Consider the following 22,707-nt stretch of genomic DNA (forward strand, 5'->3'; position numbering starts at 1 on the left):
CAGCAAGAACGCGGCCTCACCCACGCCGCGTGCCGCGGGACTATCGCGCCTCGGTCGATTCGCGCTCGAACTCGCGGATCACCGGGTTGCCAAGGATGACATCCCTTCCCGCTTCGATCAGGCGATCGACGTCCTTCTCGGGCAGTCGAAGCCTGGTCGGCAGATCGTTCAGGCTTGCAGCTCGCTCCTTGTCGAGGGCCTCAAACGAGATCCGCGTGACGAAGAATTCGACTTCATTGCACCGCCAGCCTGGGCGGCGTGCAGCGATCTCCTGCTGCCGGGAATGCGGCAGCGCACACCGATACGCCACGAGATCATCGCGCCACCGTTGCATCATGGGAACGAAGGCGTCATAGGTCATTCGAACGCTGGTCGCCATTCCCGCGTCGATGGCTGCGCTTGCGACTTCGATTCCGGATGGGCCACCCGGGCTTTGGTTCCAATCGCCGCGCGGGCCCTGACCGGCGTCAACAACGATGAAGAGTAGCCGCCGCACATTGATCGCGTCGTTCTCGCTCATGGGACCGTAAGCCGTGCCCAGCAGCAGGCGCGATTGCAAAATTGTGGCCAGGCCGTAGTTGTCGGTCACCCCACCGTCGACCAGCTTGATGTACTTTCCCTTCGAAGTGTCCCGGTGACCGCGAACGGCGGTTGCCAACGCGCCAAGCAGCAGCGATTGCCCGGGCCTCTGGGCGTGGTCAAGGTTCGGCAGCGGTGTACTGCAAGCCTCGGGATATTTTTGAAGGACGATCGGTGCGAAGAAGAGCGGGACCGCCATGGATGCGGCGACGGCCTCGGAAACGGGAAAGCTCGCGAGATCACTGCATAGCGCATCGAATGCCAGCTGGCTGAACGGGAACGCGACCCGGTAGTAGACGTTCGTGGCGTTGATCCAGACGAGCGGCTTGCCGCGGCGGAACATGTCGGCGAACGTCGCGCCCTTGAACACGTCTTCGTCGAGCCATGTCTGGAGATCTTCCCGATTGTTGAGGCCTCCCGCGAAGAGGCGCGCAAGGTTGACCGGATTCAGGAGACTGAAGCGAAGTCCCGCCTCTCCGTCCTTCAAGAGCACTGATCGAAAGGTCGCCAGGCTGGCCTTGCCGTGCAGACCGTAGTACGCCGCGGTGATGGAGCCTCCGGACACGCTGCTGATAAATGAGACGTCGTCGAGCAGGGACGCGCCCCCGGGACCTCTCATGGCGTCGAGCCCCTGCAGCGCGCCGAAGGCGAAAGCTGCGGCTCGCGTGCCACCGCCAGAGAACGACATGGCGACGGTTGTCGGGCCAACGACGTCGGTGGGTTCGCGCATGGTCGCGGATGCGCTGCCAGCCGCTGCCTGAGGCAGATTGCGCGGAGCATTGTGAGAAAGCGACCCACAGGCACTGAGTCCCGCAAGCAGAAGCAGCATCAGAGCGTGGCAGGCCCTGCCGCGGGCGTGCCGCTCTCTCCCTGCCTCCCCAACTCGCCAAGGCAGGCTGCTCTTGCGGCAAAGAGTCTGGTCATGTCGAAACTTCCACATTGGACTAGGTCAGAAAGGTGCTCGGCGTGGTGGCGGCCCGCGGGAAGGGAAGGTCGAGCTTCGTTGGCGCCAGGATCCGGTGTGTCCGGCTCCCTCGGAATCTTACGGCATCGCCATGGGGCCGCGCGACCCGCAGATGGCGCCTGAGTAGCGTCGGGAGAAAGTCGGAGGGCGGACGAAGATCAATCAGATACTGAATGCTAACTCGACCGGGCTTGCCTGGTTCGCCTGGTGCCGCGCCGCTGGCGGTCATTTTCGATCTCCTTCATGTCGGAGCCCGCCACGCTCGCGGGCTTCAGGAACCAAACGCCCACCGGAGCCAGGGTCGTACATGTCCCGATTTAATCAAATTTTTTGAATAATACTTACAACTCTGGCTGACTGCCTCCGCACTTTCCTCCGCTATAGTTCGTCACATGGACGGCACGACAACGCAACACAGCGAACAAAGCGCCGCCCAACGAGAACTCAAGATCATTGAATAAATTTCATCGGAGAGAGCAGCATGTCGAACGCCAAGCTGGAAGTCCTGACCCCGCGCAACAGCCAACTGATCATCATCGACCACCAGCCCCAGATGGCTTTTGGTGTGCAGTCGATGGACCGCCAGACCATGAAGAACAACGTCGTGGGCCTGGCCAAGGCAGCGAAGATCTTCGATGTGCCGACCACCATCACCACGGTCGAGAGCGATTCATTCTCCGGCTATACCTACCCCGAACTGCTCGACGTCTTCCCCGGCAAGCAAACGCTCGAACGCACCTCGATGAACTCCTGGGACGACCAGAAGGTGCGCGACGCGCTGGCCGCCAATGGCCGCAAGAAAATCGTCGTGGCCGGCCTGTGGACCGAGGTCTGCAACACTACCTTCGCGTTGTGCGCAATGCTTGAGGGCGACTACGAGATCTATATGGTGGCCGACGCTTCGGGCGGCACGACCAAGGAAGCTCATGACTACGCCATGCAGCGCATGGTCCAGGCAGGCGTGGTGCCCGTGACCTGGCAACAGGTCATGCTGGAATGGCAACGCGACTGGAAGAACCGCGAGACGTACGACGACGTGATGGCCGTGGTCAAGGAGCACTCGGGCGCCTATGGCATGGGGGTCGACTATGCCTATACGATGGTCCACAAAGCCGCGCAACGCACGGCAACCACGCACGAATCGCTGGCTCCCGTGCACGCACCGGTCATCGAGCGCTGATGCATGTCCGCCACCAGCCATCCCTCGGAGCACACAAGATGATTCCAGGTCGAAGCGTGGCCAACGGCGCCTTCCTGCTGGGATGCTGGCTGGCCATCAGCACGTCCAGCGTAGCGGCGGCAGCGATCGTCGCCAACGCGCTGATCGCATGATCGTCCCCTCCGCGGGGGAAACCCTCCCCCGCGGGCATGCCCCCGCTACAGGATGGATCTCAGCCATGAGCGCAAACGTCAACGCATCAGACTACAGCCCTGCACATCCGGTCGGCTATCATGCGAATCCTCTCTGAAGTAGCTCCCTATGATTTCCGTCCGTAATGTCACGCTGCGCCGCGGCGTCAATGTCGTACTCGACCGCGCGTCCGTCACCTTCAACCCCGGCGAAAAGATTGGTCTTGTCGGCCGCAATGGCGCCGGCAAGTCATCCTTCTTCGGCCTTCTCAACGGGACGCTACACGAAGACAGCGGTGAGTTCTCGATTCCCGCTGCATGGAAGATGGGCCAGGTCGCGCAGGAGATGCCGGAGACCGGGCAGAGCGCGACCGACTTCGTAGTCGAGGGTGATACCGTGCTGTTGGCCGCGCAGGCCGAAGTAGCCGCCGCCGAGGTCAGCGACGACGGCATGCGCATGGCGCACGCCTACATGGCCCTGCACGACGCCGGTGCACACGATGCCCCCGCGCGTGCCCAAGCGCTGATCCTCGGCCTTGGCTTCAGTGCTGCGCAGCTTAGTCAGCCGGTCAACAGTTTCTCCGGCGGCTGGCGCATGCGACTGCAACTGGCGCGCGCGCTCATGTGCCCGTCCGACCTGCTGCTGCTCGACGAGCCGACCAATCACCTCGACCTCGACGCGCTGGTCTGGCTGGAAGCCTGGCTCAAGCGCTATCAGGGAACCCTGGTAGTGATCAGCCACGACCGCGAATTCCTCGATGCGGTGACGCAGGTGACGGTGCACGTCGACAACGCCAAGCTCGTGCGTTATGGCGGCAACTACAGCAAATTCGAAGACATGCGCGCTGAGCAACTCGTATTGCAGCAGGCCGCGCTGGCCAGGCAGGCGGACAAGATCGCCCACCTGCAGAAATTCATCGACCGTTTCAAGGCCAAGGCCTCGAAGGCGAAGCAGGCGCAGAGCCGGGTCAAGGCGCTCGAACGCATGGAGAAGATCGCACCGGTACTTGCCGACGCAGAGTTCAACTTCGAGTTCAAGGAGCCGCTCAACGTCCCGAACCCGCTGTTGTCGATGCTGGACGCGAGCTTTGGCTACCCGGCGCCGACCGGCGCACTGCCGGGCACGCCGCCCACGATCATCGTGCGGGGCATCAACCGTTCCGTGCTGGCCGGGCAGCGCATCGGCATTCTCGGTGCCAACGGCCAAGGAAAGTCCACGCTGGTGAAGACGGTGGCGCACGCGCTGGCACCGATTGCCGGCGAAATCAGCGAAGGCAAAGGCCTGAATATCGGCTACTTCGCACAGCAGGAACTCGACGTGCTGCGCCCGCTCGACACGCCGATGGAGCACATGATCCGCCTTGCCAAGGACACGCCGGCGCACATGCGCGCTCCCGGCCAGAGTGGCACCGAACAATCCCTTCGCACCTTCCTCGGCACCTTCAACTTCAGTGGCGACATGGTCCATCAGGCGGTTAGCACGATGAGCGGCGGCGAGAAGGCGCGGCTCGTGTTGTGCATGATCGTGTGGCAGCGTCCCAACCTGCTGCTGCTCGACGAGCCTACCAACCACCTCGACCTGGCCACCCGCGAAGCGCTAGGCATGGCGCTCAACGAATTCGAAGGCACAGTGATGCTGGTCAGTCACGACCGGGCCCTGCTGCGCGCCGTATGCGATGAGTTCTGGCTGGTCACCAAGGGCGGCGTCGAGCCCTTCGACGGCGATCTGGACGATTACCAGCAGTTCCTGCGCGACGAAGCCCGTCGCCTGCGCGAGCAGCCTGCCGCAGTGTAGAAGGTCATCGCCTGAAATGGTGGGACCCAGGCATGAGCTTTACAGGATTCAGCGCGAAGGTCGCCATTGAGCGCCTCGTGATTGATATGGCGAGTTCCGAAATCCCGTCGCAGTGGTTCTCCTTTTCAGAACCCTGCGCATGCCTATTAATGGGAAGCTGCTCGCCGGTCGAAGCAGTGACTGGAAACGTCAGTCAGTTGCCGGGACCATCGCCAGCCCGGGGAAAAAGCGGCCACGCCGTCGCCGCGCAGGCCCCGGCCAGGAGCCAGACGCCGGCCCAGCCGCCGCTATCGAGCAGTAGCGGAATCGCCGCAGGGGCAGCGAAGTACGCGGCGAAGACCAGCGTATTGGCCAGTCCGAGGGCCGTACCCGCCCGCTCCGCGCCCGCCTGCGTCGCCAGTTCGGTGTAGGCAACCCCATGCCAGGCCGAAACCGCGATGCCAGCCAGCACGACCGCGACCATGGTCAGCGTCGCAGGAACACCCTGCCCGACCGCCGCGCAGAGGGCCAGCGGCACGAACATCAGCGCGGCGATCAGCGTGCAATGGCGCAGCCATGCACGGCGGTTGCCACGCCGATCGGTATGGCGGCCGCTCCAGATCCGCATCGCCATCGCGCCGAGCTGCACAGCGCAAAGGGTGGCGGCGATGCCCGACACAGCCACATGGGCCGCATCGTGCAGGAACACCGAGGCGAAGCTCAAGACCGCGAACTGGGGCGCGCACAGGATGCCGATGGCCAACGCAATGCGCCAGACCCGCAGGCTGCGCAACGGGCTGGCATTGTCATGCGCATGGCGTCGTGCCGACGCGGGGGCAGCGAGATGCGTGGGTTCGTGCAGCCATCGCCAGGTCAGCCAGGCAGAGGCAAGGCAGAACGCGGCCAGGACTGCGTACACCCAGCGAAAGCCCATGGCAAAGGCCAGCCACGGCAACACGAGCGCCCCTAGCCCGCCGCCGAGGGGCACCGCCGTCTGGCGGATACTCATCGCCAGGCCGCGCTCGCCGTCGGCGAACCATCGCATCACCGCCCGCCCGCTGGCCCCGTTGACGCTGCCGCCCGCCAGTCCCAGCAGCGCCATGCAGGCCATCGCCACCGGCAAGGACGGCACGCGATCCGGCCTTGGGGCCAGGAACAGTGCCATCACCGCCAGTATGAGAGCGGTGGCGCCGAGCCCGTACAGCAGGACGCGACGGTCGCCCCACCGGTCGGCCGCTGCGCCCCACGGCAGTTCGGACAACGCGGCGCCGATGCCCAACGCACCAAGCAGCAGGCCAAGCCCCCCGTTGTCGATCTGATAGGCGCTGCGCAGCCACACCGCGGTGGCGGGCAACCCGTTGGCGGCAGCGATGAAGCTGGCGTTCGCGGCAACGCCGACGCCCAACACTTTCCAGCGATGCGAAGCGGCGGAAGCCGCGAGGGAATTGCCACCAGGGCGGGCAAAACAGACGGACTCGGCCACGACGGCCCTCCGATAAGGCTGTTGACAGGGCGTCAGTATTGCAACCAATATTCGTCTTGAAAATCAGAAAGTTTGGGACCAATTGTTTCGTTTTTCCGCACGATTGCCATGACGTCGAATCTTGATATTGCCGCGCTGCGCAGCTTGATCGCCGGCATCGACCTGGGCAGCTTCGCGCGCGCTGCGGAGCAGGTCGGGCGCTCCACTTCGGCCGTCAGTGCGCAGATTCACAAGCTCGAGGACATGGCAGGCACGCCGCTGTTTCGCAAGGCCGGCCGGACCCTGGAACTTACCGAGGCGGGGAGTCTGCTGCTTGGCTACGCGCGCAGAATCGTTGCCCTGAACGACGAAGCTGCCGCGGCCGTGAAAGGGGTGGACCTGTCCGGCGGCGTGCGATTGGGACTGCAGGAAGAGTTCGGCGAGGCAATGCTGCCGGAGGTGTTGGGGCGGTTTGCGCGAGCGCATCCGAAGGTCCGGGTCGAAGCCATGGTGGCGCGCAATCACGATTTGTTCGCCCGCATCCAGGCGCGGACGCTGGATCTCGCGCTGGTCTGGGGCGGCGCGGATGGCGCTCGGACGGCAAGAGAGCCCGGCGCCGATATCGCCGTGGTCGGCGAACCGCCGATGTGCTGGGTCGGACCGGCTGCGCTGCCGTGGCACATCGAGCCCGGCCAGCCGATACCGCTGGCGGCGTTCGACCGGCCCTGCCATTTCCACGATGCCGCCACGGCGGCATTGGACCGCGCCGGAATCCCCTGGCGCGTCTCGTTCACCAGCCCCAACCTTGGTGGCCTGTGGGCCGCCGCGGCAGCCGGACTTGGGTTGGTGGTCCGCACGCCCTACGGCTTGCCGGCATCGCTGCGGCAACTTGGGGCTGCCGAAGGATTGCCGCCGCTCGGCAAGATGCCCCTGATGCTGCTGCGCGCGCCGGGACCCGCGTCCGAGGTATCGCAGCGCCTGGCTGACATCATGCTTGAGGCGTTGCGTCCAGTGTGATGGCGGCGGCGGGATGGCTGGTCACGCCCTATCGGATCGGCGGTGAACCATCGAATTCCGGCCGTTCACGTAACAGGATGCGGAAGACCGGTACGGGGTCGCAAGCAAGCGGGCCCCGCCAGCGGCGCGGCGCTTGATGTTTGGCGTTGCAGCAAGGCCTGTCCGACATATAGTGAAATCCTGGCCCGTGTTTATGACTGCACGTTCCCCCCCGCGGTGACACCTGTTGCCATGGAGAGGCACATCGACCCCGGCAGCATGCCCATCGCCGTGAGCAACACAGCGCGGATGTCATTGCCAGCCGGAATCTTGTGCGCGTTCCTACGGGAGTCTTCATGCTGTACCAGCTCGTCGAGTATCAGCGCGCGCTGCTCGCGCCATTCACCGCATGGGCGGCGAGCGCAGCAAATGCGTTCATCGATCCGGCCAGCCCCTTCGCGTATGTCCCGGGCGCATCGTGCTTTGCTGCTGGCTATGAGATGCTCTACCGGCTCGGCAGGACCTGCGAGAAGCCGTCGTTTGGCATCATCACCGCCATCCGGCGCGACGGCCACGTCATCGCGGTGGCTGAGCAGGTCATCGTGGAAGGGCCGTTTTGCCGGCTGCTGCGCTTCGCACCCGACATGGGCGCGCTTGACCCTTGCACCGCACCGACGCCGCCGGTGCTGGTCTGTGCGCCGCTGGCGGGCCATCATGCCGTCATGCTGCGTGAAGTCGTGCAGGCCTTGCTGCCCGAGCATGTCGTGTATGTGACGGATTGGAACGATGCGCGTCGCGTGCCGATGGCCGAAGGACCGTTCCACCTCGATGACCAGGTGGCCCACCTGCAGGCCTTTATCCGTCGGATCGGGGCGGAACCGCTACATGTGCTGGCCATCTGTCAGGCCACCGTGCCAGCGCTGGCTGCGGTTTCCCTGTTGGCGAGCGCGGGTGAGCCGACGCCCAGGAGCCTCATCCTGGTGGGCGGCCCGGTCGATGCACGCCGCAGCCCGACTGCACTCGGACGTCTGGCCGCGCGCCACTCTCTCGCGTGGTTTCAGCGTAACCTGATCTATGCGGTACCGCAGCCCTACCCGGGTGCCGGACGCAAGGTGTGCCCAAGCTTTCTGCAACTTGCCGGCTTGGCGGCGGCACAGCCAGAACGTCTGGGGGAGGCTTATTGGGACTATTGCCTGGATCTCGTTCGCTGCGACCCCGTGCGTGCCAAGGAGCACCGGCGTGCCTGCGATGCCTACCACGCGGTGCTCGACATGGCGGCCGAGTTTTACCTGGACACCATCCAGCTCGTGTTCCAGGAATTTCAGTTGGCGCGCGGCAGCTGGCAGGTGCGGGGCGAGGCAGTACGGCCACAGGACATCCGTACCACCGCACTGCTGACCATCGAGGGCGAACAGGATGAGATTTCCGGCCGGGGCCAGACGCAGGCCGCGCACGATCTGTGCCAAGGCATCGCCGCATGCGACAAGCGGCACCTCACGGCCCGCCAGTGCGGCCACTATGATCTGTTCTGCGGGCCTCGCTGGTGCACCGACGTCTACCCCCGCATCCGCGATCTGACCGGGCACGATACTTAGCATCGCCTGCCCGCGGGCAGGCGCAAGCGATCACCCAGTCAAGGGTTGTGCAATCCCTATTGGGGAACAAGAACTCGCGGTGGCCAGCTCAGGGCTGGCTCTCGGGCGCCGATGCAGGACGGCCACGCGTTGCCGCGGCGGAAGCGCCTTGGCCGCCGGCACGCCCCTTGCTGCGGTCAACCTTGCCGTGCGCTTCGCTCTTGTCTTTCTTGGCACTCTCGCCGGAAGCTCCGCTGGCGGCCTGCACAGTTGGCTCCGCGCGCCTGCCAGTGTCAGTCCCCGGTGTTGGAGGCGAACCGTAGCGACCGCCCTGCGCCCACGCCGCAACGGCCGTTAGCGAAAGGGCGGCGAGGAAAGCTAGCTTTTTCATTGCTGTCTCCTTTCCTGTGGGATCGCCTTTCACGGTAGACGCTCGCGCTGTAAACACAAGCCTGCGAACCCAATAGCGCTCAAGTAGCTGCAAACTCTGCTCCGCGCCGGCGTGCGATGAGGGTGCACGCGAGTTCAAGAATGACGCTGACCCTCCGGCGCCGACGACACATCGTGCGTGATCTGCCCCACGCCCAGCTTGTTCACGCGTCATCGCGCAGTCGGTAGTGGTACCGGTGATCGCTGATGCCGACACAGACTATGGCAACGAACTGAACGTCACGCGCCGGCGCGTACTTCGATCGTGAAGAAGTGATCGAGTGCCTGTACGGGACCGGCCGGCCCATCGACCGAGCCGCCGGGCGCGAAGCCGACCAGCCGCTGCAGGTCCCTACTTGCCGCCGACGCCGACCTTGCCGCGCCCGACCTTTCGATGCGGCACACTGGGGCGTAGCCTCTTCCTGGAGCCAGCCGTCAGCGTGACGTGCTCCGCAGGGTAGCGGGGGGTCCTGTGCGGCGCGGCCTGATGGGCGGAATGGCCCGGATCGATGCGCTTGATAGCTGACATGACTGACACCTCCTCAGAGGATTCTAGTCCGAAACTGCACGGCGCTTATGCCGCCCGTCGCTAGCAGCCCCATGGGCGCTGAGCTTGGGGCGCTCACCAGTGAGGGGCCCATGACCGCAACATGCAGACAGGCGCGGCAAATGTCTCCATCAATGCAATCGAGGACACGATCAACGCGTGGCGGCGCCGCGCACAGCCGCCGGCCGACGTGTGGCCAACGGCACTATCCCGCCCGCAGCGCCCACAGGGCCTCCCGTACGTATTCCGTGGCGCGTTCTACCCGCTCCCCGCTGTGCGCCAACCCCAGTCGCCGCCACAACGCCGGCCGCAGCGGCCGCATCACTATGCGCGCATCCGGCGCCGGCGTGGTGACCTCGTGTGGCAGCAGGGCCGCGCCATAGCCGGCCGCCACCAGGCTCTTGATGGCGTCGTTGTAGTTGAGCTGAATCCGCGGCGCCGGCCTGTGGCCACCGCTGGCGAACCACTCGGCGGTCAGGCGCGACAGGCGCGTGGTGCCGTCATTGAGGATCAGCGGGCGCGTTGCCAGCCAGGCCGGCGTGATGCGCGCCGGGCAGGGCCAGCTCGCTGGCAGGAAAGCCCGTACCGGATCGCGCCGCCAAGGGCGGATGGTCAGCCCCGCCACGCGCGCCTGTGGCAGTGCCACCAGACCGATCTCCAGCGTGCCGGCGGCCAGCCGCGCCAGCGTCTCCTCCGAGGTAAGCACGGCCACCTGCACGTCGATGTCGGGATGCCGCTCCGCCAGCATGGCCAGCGCCTGCGGCAGCAGGTGGGCGATGGCCCCGGTCGAGGCGCCGAGGCGCACGCGGCCGGTCAACCCCTGCACCTGACGCTGCACGTCGTCCAGCGCAAGGTCGGCATCGGCCAGCAGGCGGCGGGCGCGATCGACCAGGGTCTCGCCAATGGACGACGGACGCACCTCACCGCGCCTGCGCGTCAGCAGTTGCGCACCGACACGGGCTTCCAGCTCGGCAATGTGAAGGCTGACGGTGGGCGGAGCCAGGTGCAACGCGCGCGCGGCTTCGGCGAAGGAACCCAGATCGGCGATGGCGACGAGGGTACGCAGGCGGTCCAGGCTGATCTCGCGCATGGGGCGGCACTCCGGTTAAGGGCGTATCTGCTGACGAGGAATATCGTTCAGGAAACGTGAATTTCATCGTCATGAAATTCAACTTCTTCGATTCTAGCCGGTGGCGCAAGATGGCGCTTCCTGTACCGGCCGCACCAACGCAGAGCTGATGCTGAACCGGCCGGGGCCGCCACTTTCACGCCACTGCCAAGGATCCATCCCATGCGCTACCCTCTTGTTTTCATCGACGGCGACCAGGGCACCACCGGCCTTCAGATCCACGAGCGCCTGCGCGGACGCGACGATCTGCGCCTGCTGACACTGCCCGCCGGCCAGCGCAAGGATGCGCGCGCCCGCGCCGACGCCATCAACGGCTGCGACATCGCCATCCTGTGCCTGCCGGACTCCGCCGCACGCGAGGCGGTGGCGTCCATCGTCAACCCTGCGGTGCGTGTGATCGACGCCAGTTCGGCACACCGCACGCAGCCCGGCTGGACCTACGGCTTTCCCGAGATGACCGCCGGCCAGGCGCAGCGCATCGCGGGCGCGCTGCGCGTCAGCAATCCGGGCTGCTATCCCACCGGGGCGATCGGCCTGTTGCGCCCCCTGGCGGAGGCCGGCCTGCTGCCGCACGACTACCCCATCGCCATCCATGCGGTGTCGGGTTATTCGGGTGGCGGCCGCATCGCCGTCGATACCTACGAGGGACCGGAGGCCACCCGGGCCCTGCCCTTCCAGGTCTACGGCCTGGACCTGGCGCACAAGCACACGCCTGAAATCCGGCAGCACGCGGGCCTGGCACGGCGCCCCGCCTTCGTGCCGGCCTACGGCGCCTTCCGGCAAGGTATCGTACTGACGGTGGCGCTGGAGTTGGACCTGCTGGCACCCGGCACGGACGTCGGCAGGCTGCACGCCTGCCTGCTCGACCACTACGCCAACGCCCGCCATGTCGAGGTGATGCCGCTAGCCGAATCGGCCGCCGCTACTCACCTCGACCCGCAGGCACTGAACGGCACCAACGACCTGCGCCTGGGCGTGTTCGCCAACTGCGAGCACGGGCAAGTGCTGTTGGCAGCGGTGTTCGACAACCTCGGCAAGGGTGCTTCGGGGGCGGCAGTGCAGAACCTCGACCTCATGCTGGCCGGGGTGGCGGCGGAGGTTCACCGGGCCGCCTGAAGCCTACCCAGCTCGAAATAAGAAGCGGGCCGGCAGCTTCCCGGCTTCCGGCCCGCCTGGTGCGATCGGGTCAATCACGCGTGATTCGGCGCGTCTGTGAATCCGCATGCCACGCATGGCGTGGATGCGTTCGTGATATTTCCACATGCGCTCGTACTGACGCAGGAGCAATTGTTGCCGTTCGGTCAACATACTGAGGGCCTTCGCGATGCTACTGGCGTTCGCCCCCGCTGCCTACAACCGGTTGCAACGATGGTTGCACAAGACGTGCGACGGTCGAGGCCTGGCTGCGGTCACCGACATCGTGATTACGCATATGCACATGGATCACGTCGGGGGCCTGAACGTGGATGGCGTCAAGGCCAAACTGCGCCCGGACGAGCCTGGGTCGGCCATTCTCGGTCGATCATCGCTTCCTTCCCGAGTGACCATGGGTGCTCTGACACCGGTGGTCACTGACACGGCAGTAACTTCGTGCCACGCGCCTAGGGTTTCGCTGTTCCTCTTCGGATAAGCATGTCAAAGAGAAACTGAGCGGCCGGCGCCAACGGGCGTCCTCGTCGCGAGATCAATCCCAACGTTCGAGTTATCACTGGGTCAGTCAGCGGGATCGCAAGCAGACCACTGCTGGACTTCGGCGGCAAAGCCATTCGAGGCACAACACCGATTCCCAGGTCGGCCTGGACCAGGCTTACCAAGGCGGGAACATGATTTACCTCGCAGTACCATCGCGGTCTTACCGGCAGCCGCGCAAGGGCCTGGTCGATCAGGAAGCGGTTGCCGCTGCCTTGCGCGAGCGTAATGTAGTCAAAGCCTTCAAGGTCTTTCCATTTGACGCTTCTTCGCGTCGCCAGCGGATGCCCCTTGCGACAGGCGACAACGAACGCCTCTTCAATCAAGGGGCAAAAATCGATGTCAGGCTCCTGCGTCCCGATATAGGTCAGGCCGAAATCCGCATCGCCGCGCGTGACCGCGAGAAGGACATCCCCGGAAGACTCGTCAATGATGCGGATCCGTATCCCCGGATAGCGCTCGTGATACGGCCCCACGACAGAGGGCAGGAAATGCCCGACCGCAGACGGTACGCATGCAAGCGTCACCTCGCCCGACAGCCGATCGGCAACGGTCTGGATGCCGAGCATGGCCTCTTCCAGCTCGTTGATGACGTTTCGCGCCTTGTGCACAAACATGCGGCCCAGGGTAGTCAATTCGACTTTCCGGGTGGTCCGCGTGAACAGCGCGACGCCAAGCGCTTCTTCCAGTTTATCGACGCGACGCGACAGTGCCGACTGCGACAGGAACATCGCATCGGATGCCGCCTTGAAGCTGCCCAGATCGGCTACGGCCAGGAACGCTCGCAAGTCCGCCAAATCGAAATTCATGTGTCTTACGCAAGAATACTTGTGATCTTTGCACTTTACACTGGAATCCGGTCAGCGTGATCATTCGCCCTATGGATGGAACGAAACACTGTCCTGACCAAGCAGGAGACACAATGCCCAACAAAGTACAAGAGCCGTTACGGCGCATGTCGCGCCGTAACGCCCTAGCCGCCCTCGCGATCCCGCTAGCCACTGCACTGATTCCCGCACAGGCGCAGACCTGGACACCCGCCAGGCCGATCCGGCTGATTGTCCCGTATGGGCCCGGCGGAAGCTCGGACGCCATTGCCCGCGTCATCGCGGCAGAGATGTCGAAGAATCTGGGCCAACAGATCGTGGTGGACAACAAGGGCGGCGGCCAGGGTGTCATCGCCATGCAGGAGACCGCACGCGCAGCGCCTGACGGATACACACTGGTTCTCGGCCACGTTGGCACGCTTGCCGTCAATCCCGCCATGATGCGCAAGCTTCCCTACGATCCTCTGAAGGACTTCACGCCGGTGACTTTGCTGGCGAAAGTGCCGATGGTGTTCGCGGTGGGGCCTACCGTCCATAGCGATTCCATCAAGGCATTCATCGCCCAAGCCAAGACGAAGCCTGGTGCCATGACCTATGGATCGGCGGGCAACGGAAGCGCTGGCAACGTTGCCTTCGAGATGCTCAAGCAGACTGCGCATATCGATCTTGTGCACGTGCCATACAAGGGCACCGGCGCCCAGATTTCCGACTTGCTCGCCGGAAACATCGACGCCGCATCGGCGGGCCTGGCGGGGATCCTGCAACACGCCAAGGCGGGCAAGCTGCGCATCCTCGCCGTTGGATCGTCACAGCGCCTCGCGCCGATTCCCAACGTTCCCACCATTGCCGAGGAAGGCTACCCGGGATTTGAAAGCTCGCAATGGTTTGGGCTGATGGCGCCAGCGCGCACGCCAACGCCGGTGGTCAGCCGCCTGCATGCCGAGGCAGTCAAGGCCCTGGCCACCCCACTGGTGCGACAACGACTTGCCGAGGACGCAAGCACGCCTGTCGGCGCGGGCAGCGCCGAATTTGCGTCATTCATTCGTGCCGAGCAACAACGCTGGGGCACCGTCATCCGCAGCGCGGGAATCCAGGCAAACTAAGTCTTCCGAGAATATCCAGCATGCAACAAGATCGAATCACTGTATCCGAAGCCGAACTCCGCCAGCTCGGAGTGCGCGCGTTCCAGGGCCTGGGCCTGACCGAAGGGGACGCCATCGATGTCATTGACATCCTGGTACTTGCAGACCTCTTCGGGCTCAGCACCCATGGACTGTCTCGCATTGAATCCTATGGCGAACGGCTCCAGTCCGGCGGTATCTCGGCACGCCCCACCATTACAGTCGAGCACGCCGCGCCGGCGCTGGTGAAGGTCGATGGTGGCAACGCAGTCGGCCCGCTCGCTGGCATGAAGGCGCTGCGCGCCGCCATGGAAGTCGCCGAAGAATTCGGCATCGGCATGGCCTTCGTCCGGGGCAGCAATCATTTCGGGCCAGTTTCACCGTACAGCTACATTGCGGCGGAAGCAGGATTCGCCAGCATGATTGGCAGCAACGCCACGACGACCATCGCGCCATGGGGTGGAAGCGACGCACGCCTGGGCAACAGCCCGCTGGGTTTCGGCGTACCGGGGCATGACGGCCGCCACTTCCTGCTGGACATGGCCATGAGCGTCGCCGCACGCGCCAAGATTCGCAATGCGCTCAAGGCAGGACAATCCATCCCGGATTCATGGGCTACCGACGCGCAAGGACGACGGACCACCGATCCCAAGGCTGCCCTCGATGGCTTCCTGCTTCCGATTGGCGGGCACAAGGGCTATGGACTGGCACTGATGGTCGATCTTTTCGCAGGACTGCTGTCGGATGCGGCGTACCTGACTCACGTCAAGTCGTGGGTCGATGCACCCGACCAGCCCCAGAACCTGGGCCATTTCTTTATCCTGGTTGATACCCGGCGACTGGGATCGGCCCAATGGCTGGCTGCCCGCATGCAAGACTTTGCGGCGATCCTCCACGGTAGCGCACCCGCGGAGCCTGGCAAGCCTGTCATTGTTCCCGGAGAGATCGAACTCGACAAGCTGGCGCGTCAGCGCGAAAAGGGCATTGCCATGGATCCAGCGGTGAAGGCGCTACTGGATCGACATGCCAACGCAAAGACGAACTGAAATGGCACACGCCGGAAGCATCATGACAAGTCAATATGCAAGGCTCGCAGCGGAGCTTGCGCCGACGGGAATCCTTCGCGCATCCATCAACGTAGGCAACCCTATCCTGGCAAACCTCGATGCCGGCGGCAATCCATTCGGCGTTTCAGTGGACCTCGCCCGTGAGCTTGCCAGTTGCCTGGGTGTTCCGCTTGAGCTTGTCGTATTTGACTCAGCGGGGAAGTCGGTCGATGCCGTCACGGCCGAACAGGCGGACTTCGGATTCTTTGCCGTCGACCCGGTCCGGGGGGCCGGCATCGCATTCTCCGAACCCTACGTGCTGATCGAAGGCGCGTATTTGGTGAAGGAGGAATCCACCGTCAAGGCCAACGAAGAGGTCGATCTTGCCGGACGCCGTGTCGTGGTAGGAAAAGGGAGCGCCTACGATCTTTATCTCACTCGTACGCTGCAACATGCACACATCGTGCGCGCGCCGACGTCCCCGGCCGTTGTGCAAACATTCCTGGAGCAAAGCGCGGACGTGGCTGCAGGGGTGCGACAGCAATTGGAAGCAGATGCCAAGCGCACTGCGGGCCTGAGGTTGTTGCCGGGCCGGTTTATGGTCATACAGCAAGCCATGGGCCTCCCCATAGCCCGCAGCGCTGAAGCCGTGGAATGGCTACGGCGGTTCGTCGAGCAGATGAAGGCCTCCTGCTTCGTTTCGGACGCTCTCAGGCGTCACGGAATCGAGGGCGCGTCCGTCGCGCCCGCAAAATCATAGCCTGCACGCAACGCCGGGCTGGCAATGCCGGCGACGCAGGTGCTGATCTATGACAACGCCAGGCGGGGAACGCCATTGATGCTCGCCGCACCCAGCGTTGCGCTGGACTTGCCCCTGCGCGTGCTGGTGCGCGATGACTGCCAGGGCAGCACCTGGATGAGCTGCCACACCGCCGCGGAACTGGAAAGCGCCCTCCCATTGCCGGCCGGCAGCGCCGCGCCGCCGGCTGTGGCGCAGCGGCTGATTCTTGACACGGGTGGGCGCGCAAGGCGCCCCACGGTGATTTATCCGGCCAGGCCCTTGTTCGGGTTGATCAGGTACTTCTCCCCCGTCGCGCGCTTGTTGTAGACGGCGATCACGTCCAGGTCCAGCACCTCGGCCAGCGAGATCTCTTTCGAGTAGTGGCTGGCAAAGGTGGTCTTCAGCTCCGCCATCACGCGTTGCTTCAGCGCGTTGGCCCGCTCGCGCCCGATCTTCTGCAGAAACGGGAACAGCAGCCAGCCGCCCATGCCCCACGCCATGCCGAAGTTGCGGTTGAACTCGGTCGGGCTTGTGTCCAGGCCGCCGTAGAGATAGACCTGCTTGTGGGTGGTCGAGCCATAGCGGCTGTATTCGCGGGCCGTCTTGTTCAAGGCCGCTTCCATGCAGGTGAGGATCTGGCCGCCGAGCTTGCCGCCGCCCGTGGCGTCGAACGCGATCGTTGCGCCAGTGGCGACGAGTGCTTCGGTGAGGTCCTGCATGAACGTGGGCGACGCGGCGTTGCAGACGTGGACCGCGCCTTGTGCCTTGAGCAGGTCCGCCTGCTCTTGCTTGCGCACGATGTTCACCAACTTGATGCCATCCTTGAGACAGATCTGATTGAGCATCTGGCCCAGGTTGGAGGCCGCGGCGGTGTGCACCAGGGCGCTATGTCCTTCGAGGCGCATGGTCTCGACCATGCCCAGTGCGGTGAGTGGGTTGACGAATGACGACGCGCCGTCAGCAGGCGTGGCGCCTTCGGGCAGGACCAGGCACTGGTCCGCGGAAATGCAGCGGTACTGCGCGTACATCGCGCCGCCGATGGCAGCCACGGTCTTGCCCATCAAGGCTTGCGCCGCAGGGGACGAGCCTGCATCGACGACCACGCCCGCGCCCTCATTGCCAACCGGCATGGACGCATCCAGGCGGCCCGCCATGCTGCGCATCGCGCCTTCCGGAACGCGCGCGGTGACGATGGGGCGCTCTGCCGTGCCGCTGGCCTTGGCCGTGCTCATGTCGGCCGCACCGAACAGCAGGCCGAGATCGGACGGGTTGAGGGGGGAGGCTTCAATGCGGATGAGCACTTCATCCGGACCAGGGTGCGGCGTGTCGATGCTGTCTAGCGACAGCTCGAGTTCACCGCTGCTCTTGATTTGCGAACGAAGTTGAAGTGCGGTGTGCATTCGATGTCTCCTTGGTCTGTCGGTTTGCGGTGAGCGCGGCAGCAGCAGGGGGCTGTTTTCGCCAGCAGTCAGCAATGTAGCAAGTTCCTGCGAATGCCGTACTGGGCCGGAAATTCAGGTCATGCGTCGGCCGACAGGCCATCATGCATCGCACTGATAACGGTGGATATGCCAATCACCTGGCGGTCAGCCCTGTTGCGCTTTACGTTCCAGTCGCCGGCTCGACTCGGACTGAAGGAAACGATTGACCCGCCTGTGCGGGACCGGCCGGCCCACGAGCGCGGCCAGCCCCTGCATGCTGCACGGCGGCAACATCATTCGGCCTTGTAGCCCGATGCCTTGATGGGCCGCTCCCAGCGCCTGAGGTCGGCGACCTGGGTCTCGCCGAGTTGCTGCGGGCCGGCGTAGTTCGCATTCAGGCCGATCTCGCGGATGCGCGCCTGGAGATCGGGCGCCTTGAGCACTTCGGCGATCGCGTCGGACAGGCGCTTGACCTTGTCGGCCGGCAGGCCTGCCGGGGCGAACAGGCCGACGAAGGCCTCAGCTGTGGCGTCGATTCCGGACTCCTTGAGCGTGGCCACGTCGGGCAGCGCCGGCGATCGCGCGTTACCCGTGACCGCGAGGATGCGCAGGCGGCCCGCGCGGTGATGCTCGATCGTCTCCGATATCGTGTCCACCATGATGGGAATCTGTCCGCCCAGCAGATCGGACACTGCCGGCGCGCCGCCCTTGTAGGCAACGTGCGTGAGCGGCACGCCTGAGGCCTGCGACAGCAGCACGCCCGCAAAGTGCGGCACGGTGCCTGCGCCCGAAGTGCCGTAGTTGGCGCGGGCCGGGTTGGCCTTGAGCCAGTTCAGCACCGCGCGGATGTCGCCGGCCGGCGCCGCCGGACCCGCCGTCACCGCGAAGTCGAAGGTCACCACGCGCGCGATGGGCGTGAAGTCCTTCACCGGGTCGTAGTTGAGGTGGTAGAGCCATGGCGAGATCACCAACGCGCCGCTGGGTGAAATGACCAGCGTGTTGCCGTCGGCCGGCGCGCGCTTTGCTTCCCCAAGCACCAGGCGACCGCCGGCTCCGGGCTTGTTCTCGACGATCACCTGCTGGCCGAGCGGCAGGCGCAGGCGCTCGGCCAGCAGCCGCGCCACGACATCGACCGAGCCGCCGGGCGCGAAGCCGACCAGCAGCTTGAGGGGGGGCTTGTCCTGGGCAAGGGCGCCCATGGGCAGCGCGGCGGCCAGCGCCATGGTTGCAGCCACCCGATTGAAAACGCGTCGCTTCAACATGCTGAGAGTCTCCTTGGTCAGCCGAAGTCGATCAGAAACCGAATACTCGCATGGCATTGCCCGAACGCACGGCGTCGCGCTGCGCGGCGGACAGCCGCTCGGTATTGGCGAAGGACCCGCGCGTGTCGTGAACCTGGTGCGGCCAGTCGGTGCCGAACATCACCCGGTCGGCGCCGACGACCGAGATCAGGAACTCCAGCGAAGCCGGACTGTACGAGATGCAGTCGTAGTGGATGTGGCGCAGGTAGTCGATGGGCGTGCGCTGCATCTTGCGCCGCTGGGGGATTTCGACCTCGTGGCCCTTCCCGAAACGGCCGGCCAGGTAGGGCAACGCACCGCCCGCATGCGAGGCGATGATCTTGAGGTTGGGGTATTGGTCGAAGAAGCCCTCGAAGATCATGCGCGTGATGGCGAGCGTGGTGTCGAACATGAAGCCCACCGACCAGCTCAGGTCGAACTTGGTCATGTCCATCAGGTCGGCGCCCGGCGGGTCGGTGGGGTGCACCAGCACCGGCAGCGCGCGGCGGTCGATTTCGGCCCAGATGGGTGCGAAGGCCGGGTCGGTCAGGCTGCGGCCGGCGATGTTGGCCAGCACCATGACGCCGCTCGCACCGTTGTCGCAGGTGCGCTTGAGCTCGTCGAGCGCGCGCTGCGGGTATTCCCACGGCAGCGACGTGAACCAACGCAGCCGGCTCGGGTGATCGGCCTGCGCCTGCGCCAGCGAATCGTTGGATTCGCGCGCCGCTTCGCAGCTGGTTTCCTCGTCGCCCCAGAACACATTGGGGCAAGTCAGCGACATGACTGAGATATCGATGCCGGCCGCGTCCATGTGCTGGATGCGCAGATCGTAGTCGAAGTGTCCTTTCTGTGGGATGACCACGGGCGTGTCGCCACGGAATACCTCGTGCTGGCCGTCGGGGCGCTGCTGGATGTTGTAGAGGCCGCCCTTGCGCTTGAGCAGCTCCAGCCAGGGCTTTGTGAAGATGTGGGTGTGGACATCGATGACAGGCATCTAGGGGGCTCCTGTGGTGTGTGAGTGACGGATGTCTAGACACTACTGTAGTGATCTGGCATAAACGTATTGGCAGATATCTTGATACCAGGATAAGTAAATACTTATGCCCGACCGACTCACCGCCCTGGCCCTTGAAACGCTGGGCCGCATGCGCTCACGCCTGAAGGCGCGCCAGCTCAACCTGCTGGTCGCGCTGAGCGAGTACGGCTCGCTTTCCCGCGTGGCGCAGGAATGGGGGGTGACCCAGCCCTACTTGACGCAGATGCTGGCCGAGGTCGAATCCATGATGGGCACGGCTCTGTTCACGCGGCAACGCGGTGGCGTCACGCCCACGCCGGTGGGGCGCATCGCGATCTCGCGCGCATCGCGCCTGCTGGTCGACCTGCAGGACTGGGCCAACGACATGGCCGCAGCCCGCCTGGGCTTCACCGAGCGGCTCAGCATCGGCGTGATCCACTACCTGTCCGGCCAGTTGCTGTGCGACACGCTCTCGCACACACGCGAGCAGGTCGGGCCGTTCGTGTTCTCGGTGGAGGAAGCCAGTAGCGACCGCCTGCTGGCGCTGCTTCGCGAGCACAGGCTCGAAGGCGTGGTGGCACGCGCGCGCGGCGCGGCACAGGTGCGTGACCTGCGCTGCGACATCCTGTTCCGCCAGCGCCCTGCGCTGGTGTGCCACCTCAAGACTGCCAGGCATCTGGGCAAGCGCGCGCTGGACTGGCACGAGCTCGCCACCATGGACTGGGTCCTGCCGCCCGCGGGAACGGCGCTGGGTGCCTCGGTGCTGGACCTGTTCCTGCACGTGGGCGAAGAGCCACCGGTGCCGGCCATCGAAACCCATTCGCTCAAGATCGTCGGCCGCATGATCGAGCGCAACCCGTCGATGGTGGCCATCGTGCCTGCCGACGTGGCGCACGATCTGTCCACCCGCGCGCACGTAGCCAGCGTGCCCTGCGACCTGGAGTGGCCGCTGCCGCCGGTGGCGCTTTACCGGCGCCAGGGTGCGGGTGACTCACCTACCATGGCGACTTTTGTGCGCACGCTGAAGACTCTGTGCAAGGAACGGTTCTGATGACCGCCAGTCACCTCTTCCCGACCTCCCCAATGTCCGCATCTCCCGAACCAACACCGTCCCAACAACTCTCCGACCAGCAACTGGTGCAGGAAATCTGTTCGGCTCCCAATGCGCTGGAAGCCCACCGCCGGTTCGAGAAGAACGCGGCCGCCTTGGAGGAATGGCAGATCATCTTTGCGGAGGAGAGCAACGCCGGATCCATCAAGCTGCTGGATCGGACACTAGGCCCCGCCGGCGTTGCGACGTCTGTATTCCGCGGGAAATCGCTATGGCTGATGGACGCGCCATTTGTCTCGCAATCCGGGCAAATGGGCTTTCACGGCGGCTCGGCCATGTTCGTAGACTCCAATGCGGCCACCTATATTCGCAAGATCGCCTACCAGGACAACCCGTCTCCGGAAGCGTTGAACCGGGCTGATCTGATCAACCAGATCGGACCAAGGCTGCAACAGCTCAACCCCTATCTGTATCTGTGGGAGGCGCTCCGGTCCTGGAACGATGAGACGGTCGCCAGATGCAAAGAGTCAGTAGCCGCGATCCATGCGCTGTCGTCCTCCGGCAGCAAGCTGACTGCGGAATGGGGTCGGCGCTTCCGCGCGGAGTTCCGTGAGAGTGCAGAGAATTTTGCCACCGGCCTGATGGCGGAATTCGAACGGAACCTGAAGGCTGGGCTTTTCGCCGGCCTGGAGGACCAGCTCGATCTGATGGAGGCGATCCTGGTTCGGAGCCAGATCATCGAGCTGAGTTCCAACAAGGCCAAGGAGCACAAGCTGGCGCAGTTGGTCGAGTACATGCACGAAGAACTGTCCACAATCATGCTACGGGAGCTGATCGTCTGCGGTGACATCCTGCTGCGCAGCAACCGATCAAGGATCTCCAGGAAGCTCAATTCCATCCAGAACCATGCCGATCCCCTCGCGCTGATCAGAAACTGCGCTTGGGACATGTACATTCCTCGCGCCCTGGATGCCTTGACCTCCGTCACTCCTGACCAGGCTCCTCACGTGGACTTCTATGTGGCGGAGGTGCTCAGCTTCGACGGCGACGTATCAGACATCATCAACACCACGAAGTTGAGGGCGATCGCCGTGCATCGGCCTTCGAAGCAGAACTTCCCGTTCTTCGATAGCGATGTGGCCGAGTGGTTGGGCAACCGCCTCGGGCCGAAACGCATGGACGCGCTGTCGGACTACTTCCTGCCGGAAGCCTTCATGGATCGAGCCAGGCGCCGGCCCTCAACGTCGGTCCGGTCCATTCTGGAAGCAGACCGCGAGGAGCTGATGCAGTTGATCCGGCAAAAGAAGGGTTGAACTCGAAACCGGGCCGCCCAGACTGTTGGCAATTTGCTGCATGGCCCGGCCCCCTCGACTGCCGAAGCCGCCCCCTGCAGTAGTCGAGAGGCTGCTCAGGGTCGGAAGCGGCAGTTTGCTGGAACGCCACCAAACCGCTAAAGCGACCACAAGCTGTATATACTCGCTCCACACATAGCGCACGACCTGCCGCCAAGGCAGTAGCGAAAGGTGACGGTACAAAAAGATGAAAAATACCGTATATCTCGCCTTGCCCGCGATGTTGGGAGCGGGTTGACCCGCGCCAACCATGGGCCAGACTCCTCCACGCACCCAGTTGCTGGCTACAACGGCCGGCGGCACCATGCCAGCGATCCCTA

The 22,707-nt window shown here is 64.5% G+C and carries 19 protein-coding genes and 1 pseudogene; 12 read left to right on the forward strand and 8 right to left on the reverse strand.

Translation table 11 applies throughout. The features are described from left to right. Positions 1–40: 40 nt before the first annotated feature. Entirely contained in the window at positions 41–1,309 is a 1,269-nt protein-coding gene (locus tag AC3WRI_RS17230; RefSeq protein ID WP_010812584.1) for a patatin-like phospholipase family protein, read from the reverse strand. A gap of 715 nt (positions 1,310–2,024) precedes the next feature. Between AC3WRI_RS17230 and AC3WRI_RS17235 the strand changes: the two genes are divergently transcribed. Both AC3WRI_RS17235 and AC3WRI_RS17240 read left to right on the forward strand, forming a co-directional pair. Then, positions 2,025–2,723, forward strand: a complete 699-nt coding sequence (locus AC3WRI_RS17235) for a hydrolase (RefSeq protein WP_010812585.1) — start codon at positions 2,025–2,027, stop codon at positions 2,721–2,723. A gap of 300 nt (positions 2,724–3,023) precedes the next feature. Further along, the gene (locus AC3WRI_RS17240; RefSeq protein ID WP_010812586.1) at positions 3,024–4,688 is read left to right on the forward strand and encodes an ABC-F family ATP-binding cassette domain-containing protein; all 1,665 of its coding nucleotides are present in this window, start codon (positions 3,024–3,026) and stop codon (positions 4,686–4,688) included. A gap of 193 nt (positions 4,689–4,881) precedes the next feature. On the opposite strand, the gene AC3WRI_RS17245 is transcribed toward AC3WRI_RS17240, so the two are convergent. Beyond that, on the reverse strand, positions 4,882–6,150 hold the full coding sequence (locus AC3WRI_RS17245; protein ID WP_011616505.1) for an MFS transporter: 1,269 nt from the start codon (positions 6,148–6,150) through the stop codon (positions 4,882–4,884). A gap of 108 nt (positions 6,151–6,258) precedes the next feature. Here AC3WRI_RS17245 and AC3WRI_RS17250 point away from each other — a divergent pair, with 108 nt between their 5' ends. Together AC3WRI_RS17250 and phaZ are read left to right on the forward strand one after the other, a co-directional pair. Then, on the forward strand, positions 6,259–7,146 hold the full coding sequence (locus tag AC3WRI_RS17250) for a LysR substrate-binding domain-containing protein (RefSeq protein ID WP_010812588.1): 888 nt from the start codon (positions 6,259–6,261) through the stop codon (positions 7,144–7,146). Between the two features lie 335 nt (positions 7,147–7,481). Beyond that, positions 7,482–8,720, forward strand: a complete 1,239-nt coding sequence (gene phaZ / locus AC3WRI_RS17255; RefSeq protein ID WP_492293670.1) for a polyhydroxyalkanoate depolymerase — start codon at positions 7,482–7,484, stop codon at positions 8,718–8,720. A 648-nt stretch (positions 8,721–9,368) separates the two neighbouring features. On the opposite strand, the gene AC3WRI_RS17260 is transcribed toward phaZ, so the two are convergent. Together AC3WRI_RS17260 and AC3WRI_RS17265 are read right to left on the reverse strand one after the other, a co-directional pair. Continuing rightward, complete coding sequence (locus AC3WRI_RS17260; protein ID WP_155737078.1) at positions 9,369–9,533, reverse strand: hypothetical protein; 165 nt, start codon at positions 9,531–9,533, stop codon at positions 9,369–9,371. 347 nt (positions 9,534–9,880) lie between these two features. Then, on the reverse strand, positions 9,881–10,765 hold the full coding sequence (locus AC3WRI_RS17265) for a LysR family transcriptional regulator (protein ID WP_011616503.1): 885 nt from the start codon (positions 10,763–10,765) through the stop codon (positions 9,881–9,883). 201 nt (positions 10,766–10,966) lie between these two features. Here AC3WRI_RS17265 and argC point away from each other — a divergent pair, with 201 nt between their 5' ends. Together argC and AC3WRI_RS17275 are read left to right on the forward strand one after the other, a co-directional pair. Then, on the forward strand, positions 10,967–11,920 hold the full coding sequence (gene argC / locus AC3WRI_RS17270) for an N-acetyl-gamma-glutamyl-phosphate reductase (protein ID WP_011616502.1): 954 nt from the start codon (positions 10,967–10,969) through the stop codon (positions 11,918–11,920). 274 nt (positions 11,921–12,194) lie between these two features. Next, positions 12,195–12,299, forward strand: a pseudogene (locus AC3WRI_RS17275) (MBL fold metallo-hydrolase); the annotation flags it as partial. Between the two features lie 106 nt (positions 12,300–12,405). Here the strand turns inward: AC3WRI_RS17275 and AC3WRI_RS17280 are convergent. Then, the gene (locus AC3WRI_RS17280; protein WP_010812593.1) at positions 12,406–13,302 is read right to left on the reverse strand and encodes a LysR family transcriptional regulator; all 897 of its coding nucleotides are present in this window, start codon (positions 13,300–13,302) and stop codon (positions 12,406–12,408) included. A 113-nt stretch (positions 13,303–13,415) separates the two neighbouring features. Here AC3WRI_RS17280 and AC3WRI_RS17285 point away from each other — a divergent pair, with 113 nt between their 5' ends. Genes AC3WRI_RS17285 through AC3WRI_RS17300 form a run of 4 tightly spaced genes read left to right on the forward strand, consistent with a single transcriptional unit; the run spans position 13,416 to position 16,595 of the window. Next, entirely contained in the window at positions 13,416–14,423 is a 1,008-nt protein-coding gene (locus AC3WRI_RS17285) for a Bug family tripartite tricarboxylate transporter substrate binding protein (RefSeq protein ID WP_011616501.1), read from the forward strand. A gap of 20 nt (positions 14,424–14,443) precedes the next feature. After that, on the forward strand, positions 14,444–15,487 hold the full coding sequence (locus tag AC3WRI_RS17290) for an Ldh family oxidoreductase (RefSeq protein WP_439669651.1): 1,044 nt from the start codon (positions 14,444–14,446) through the stop codon (positions 15,485–15,487). Between the two features lie 22 nt (positions 15,488–15,509). After that, a complete protein-coding gene (locus AC3WRI_RS17295) occupies positions 15,510–16,247 on the forward strand; it encodes an ABC transporter substrate-binding protein (protein WP_037025715.1) in 738 nt (245 codons plus the stop codon). 39 nt (positions 16,248–16,286) lie between these two features. Next, on the forward strand, positions 16,287–16,595 hold the full coding sequence (locus AC3WRI_RS17300) for a DUF302 domain-containing protein (protein ID WP_231881480.1): 309 nt from the start codon (positions 16,287–16,289) through the stop codon (positions 16,593–16,595). Here the strand turns inward: AC3WRI_RS17300 and AC3WRI_RS17305 are convergent. The 3 genes from AC3WRI_RS17305 to AC3WRI_RS17315 all read right to left on the reverse strand — a co-directional run bounded on the left by AC3WRI_RS17305 (position 16,532) and on the right by AC3WRI_RS17315 (position 19,963). Continuing rightward, on the reverse strand, positions 16,532–17,668 hold the full coding sequence (locus AC3WRI_RS17305) for a zinc-binding dehydrogenase (RefSeq protein WP_492293691.1): 1,137 nt from the start codon (positions 17,666–17,668) through the stop codon (positions 16,532–16,534). The genes AC3WRI_RS17300 and AC3WRI_RS17305 overlap by 64 nt on opposite strands. Before the next feature lie 314 nt (positions 17,669–17,982). After that, positions 17,983–18,951: a Bug family tripartite tricarboxylate transporter substrate binding protein gene (locus AC3WRI_RS17310; protein ID WP_010812599.1), complete on the reverse strand. Its 969-nt coding sequence runs from the start codon at positions 18,949–18,951 to the stop codon at positions 17,983–17,985. Positions 18,952–18,982: 31 nt separating this feature from the next. After that, positions 18,983–19,963 carry an amidohydrolase family protein gene (locus AC3WRI_RS17315; protein ID WP_010812600.1) on the reverse strand — a complete coding sequence of 327 codons (981 nt, stop codon included), beginning with the start codon at positions 19,961–19,963 and terminating at the stop codon, positions 18,983–18,985. A 106-nt stretch (positions 19,964–20,069) separates the two neighbouring features. Here AC3WRI_RS17315 and AC3WRI_RS17320 point away from each other — a divergent pair, with 106 nt between their 5' ends. Next, on the forward strand, positions 20,070–21,035 hold the full coding sequence (locus tag AC3WRI_RS17320) for a LysR family transcriptional regulator (RefSeq protein WP_010812601.1): 966 nt from the start codon (positions 20,070–20,072) through the stop codon (positions 21,033–21,035). Then, on the forward strand, positions 21,035–22,348 hold the full coding sequence (locus tag AC3WRI_RS17325; RefSeq protein ID WP_492293672.1) for a hypothetical protein: 1,314 nt from the start codon (positions 21,035–21,037) through the stop codon (positions 22,346–22,348). The genes AC3WRI_RS17320 and AC3WRI_RS17325 overlap by 1 nt, the downstream gene beginning before the upstream one ends. Positions 22,349–22,707 lie beyond the last annotated feature (359 nt).

It is taken from the genome of Cupriavidus sp. FW305-27 (genome assembly GCF_058787995.1).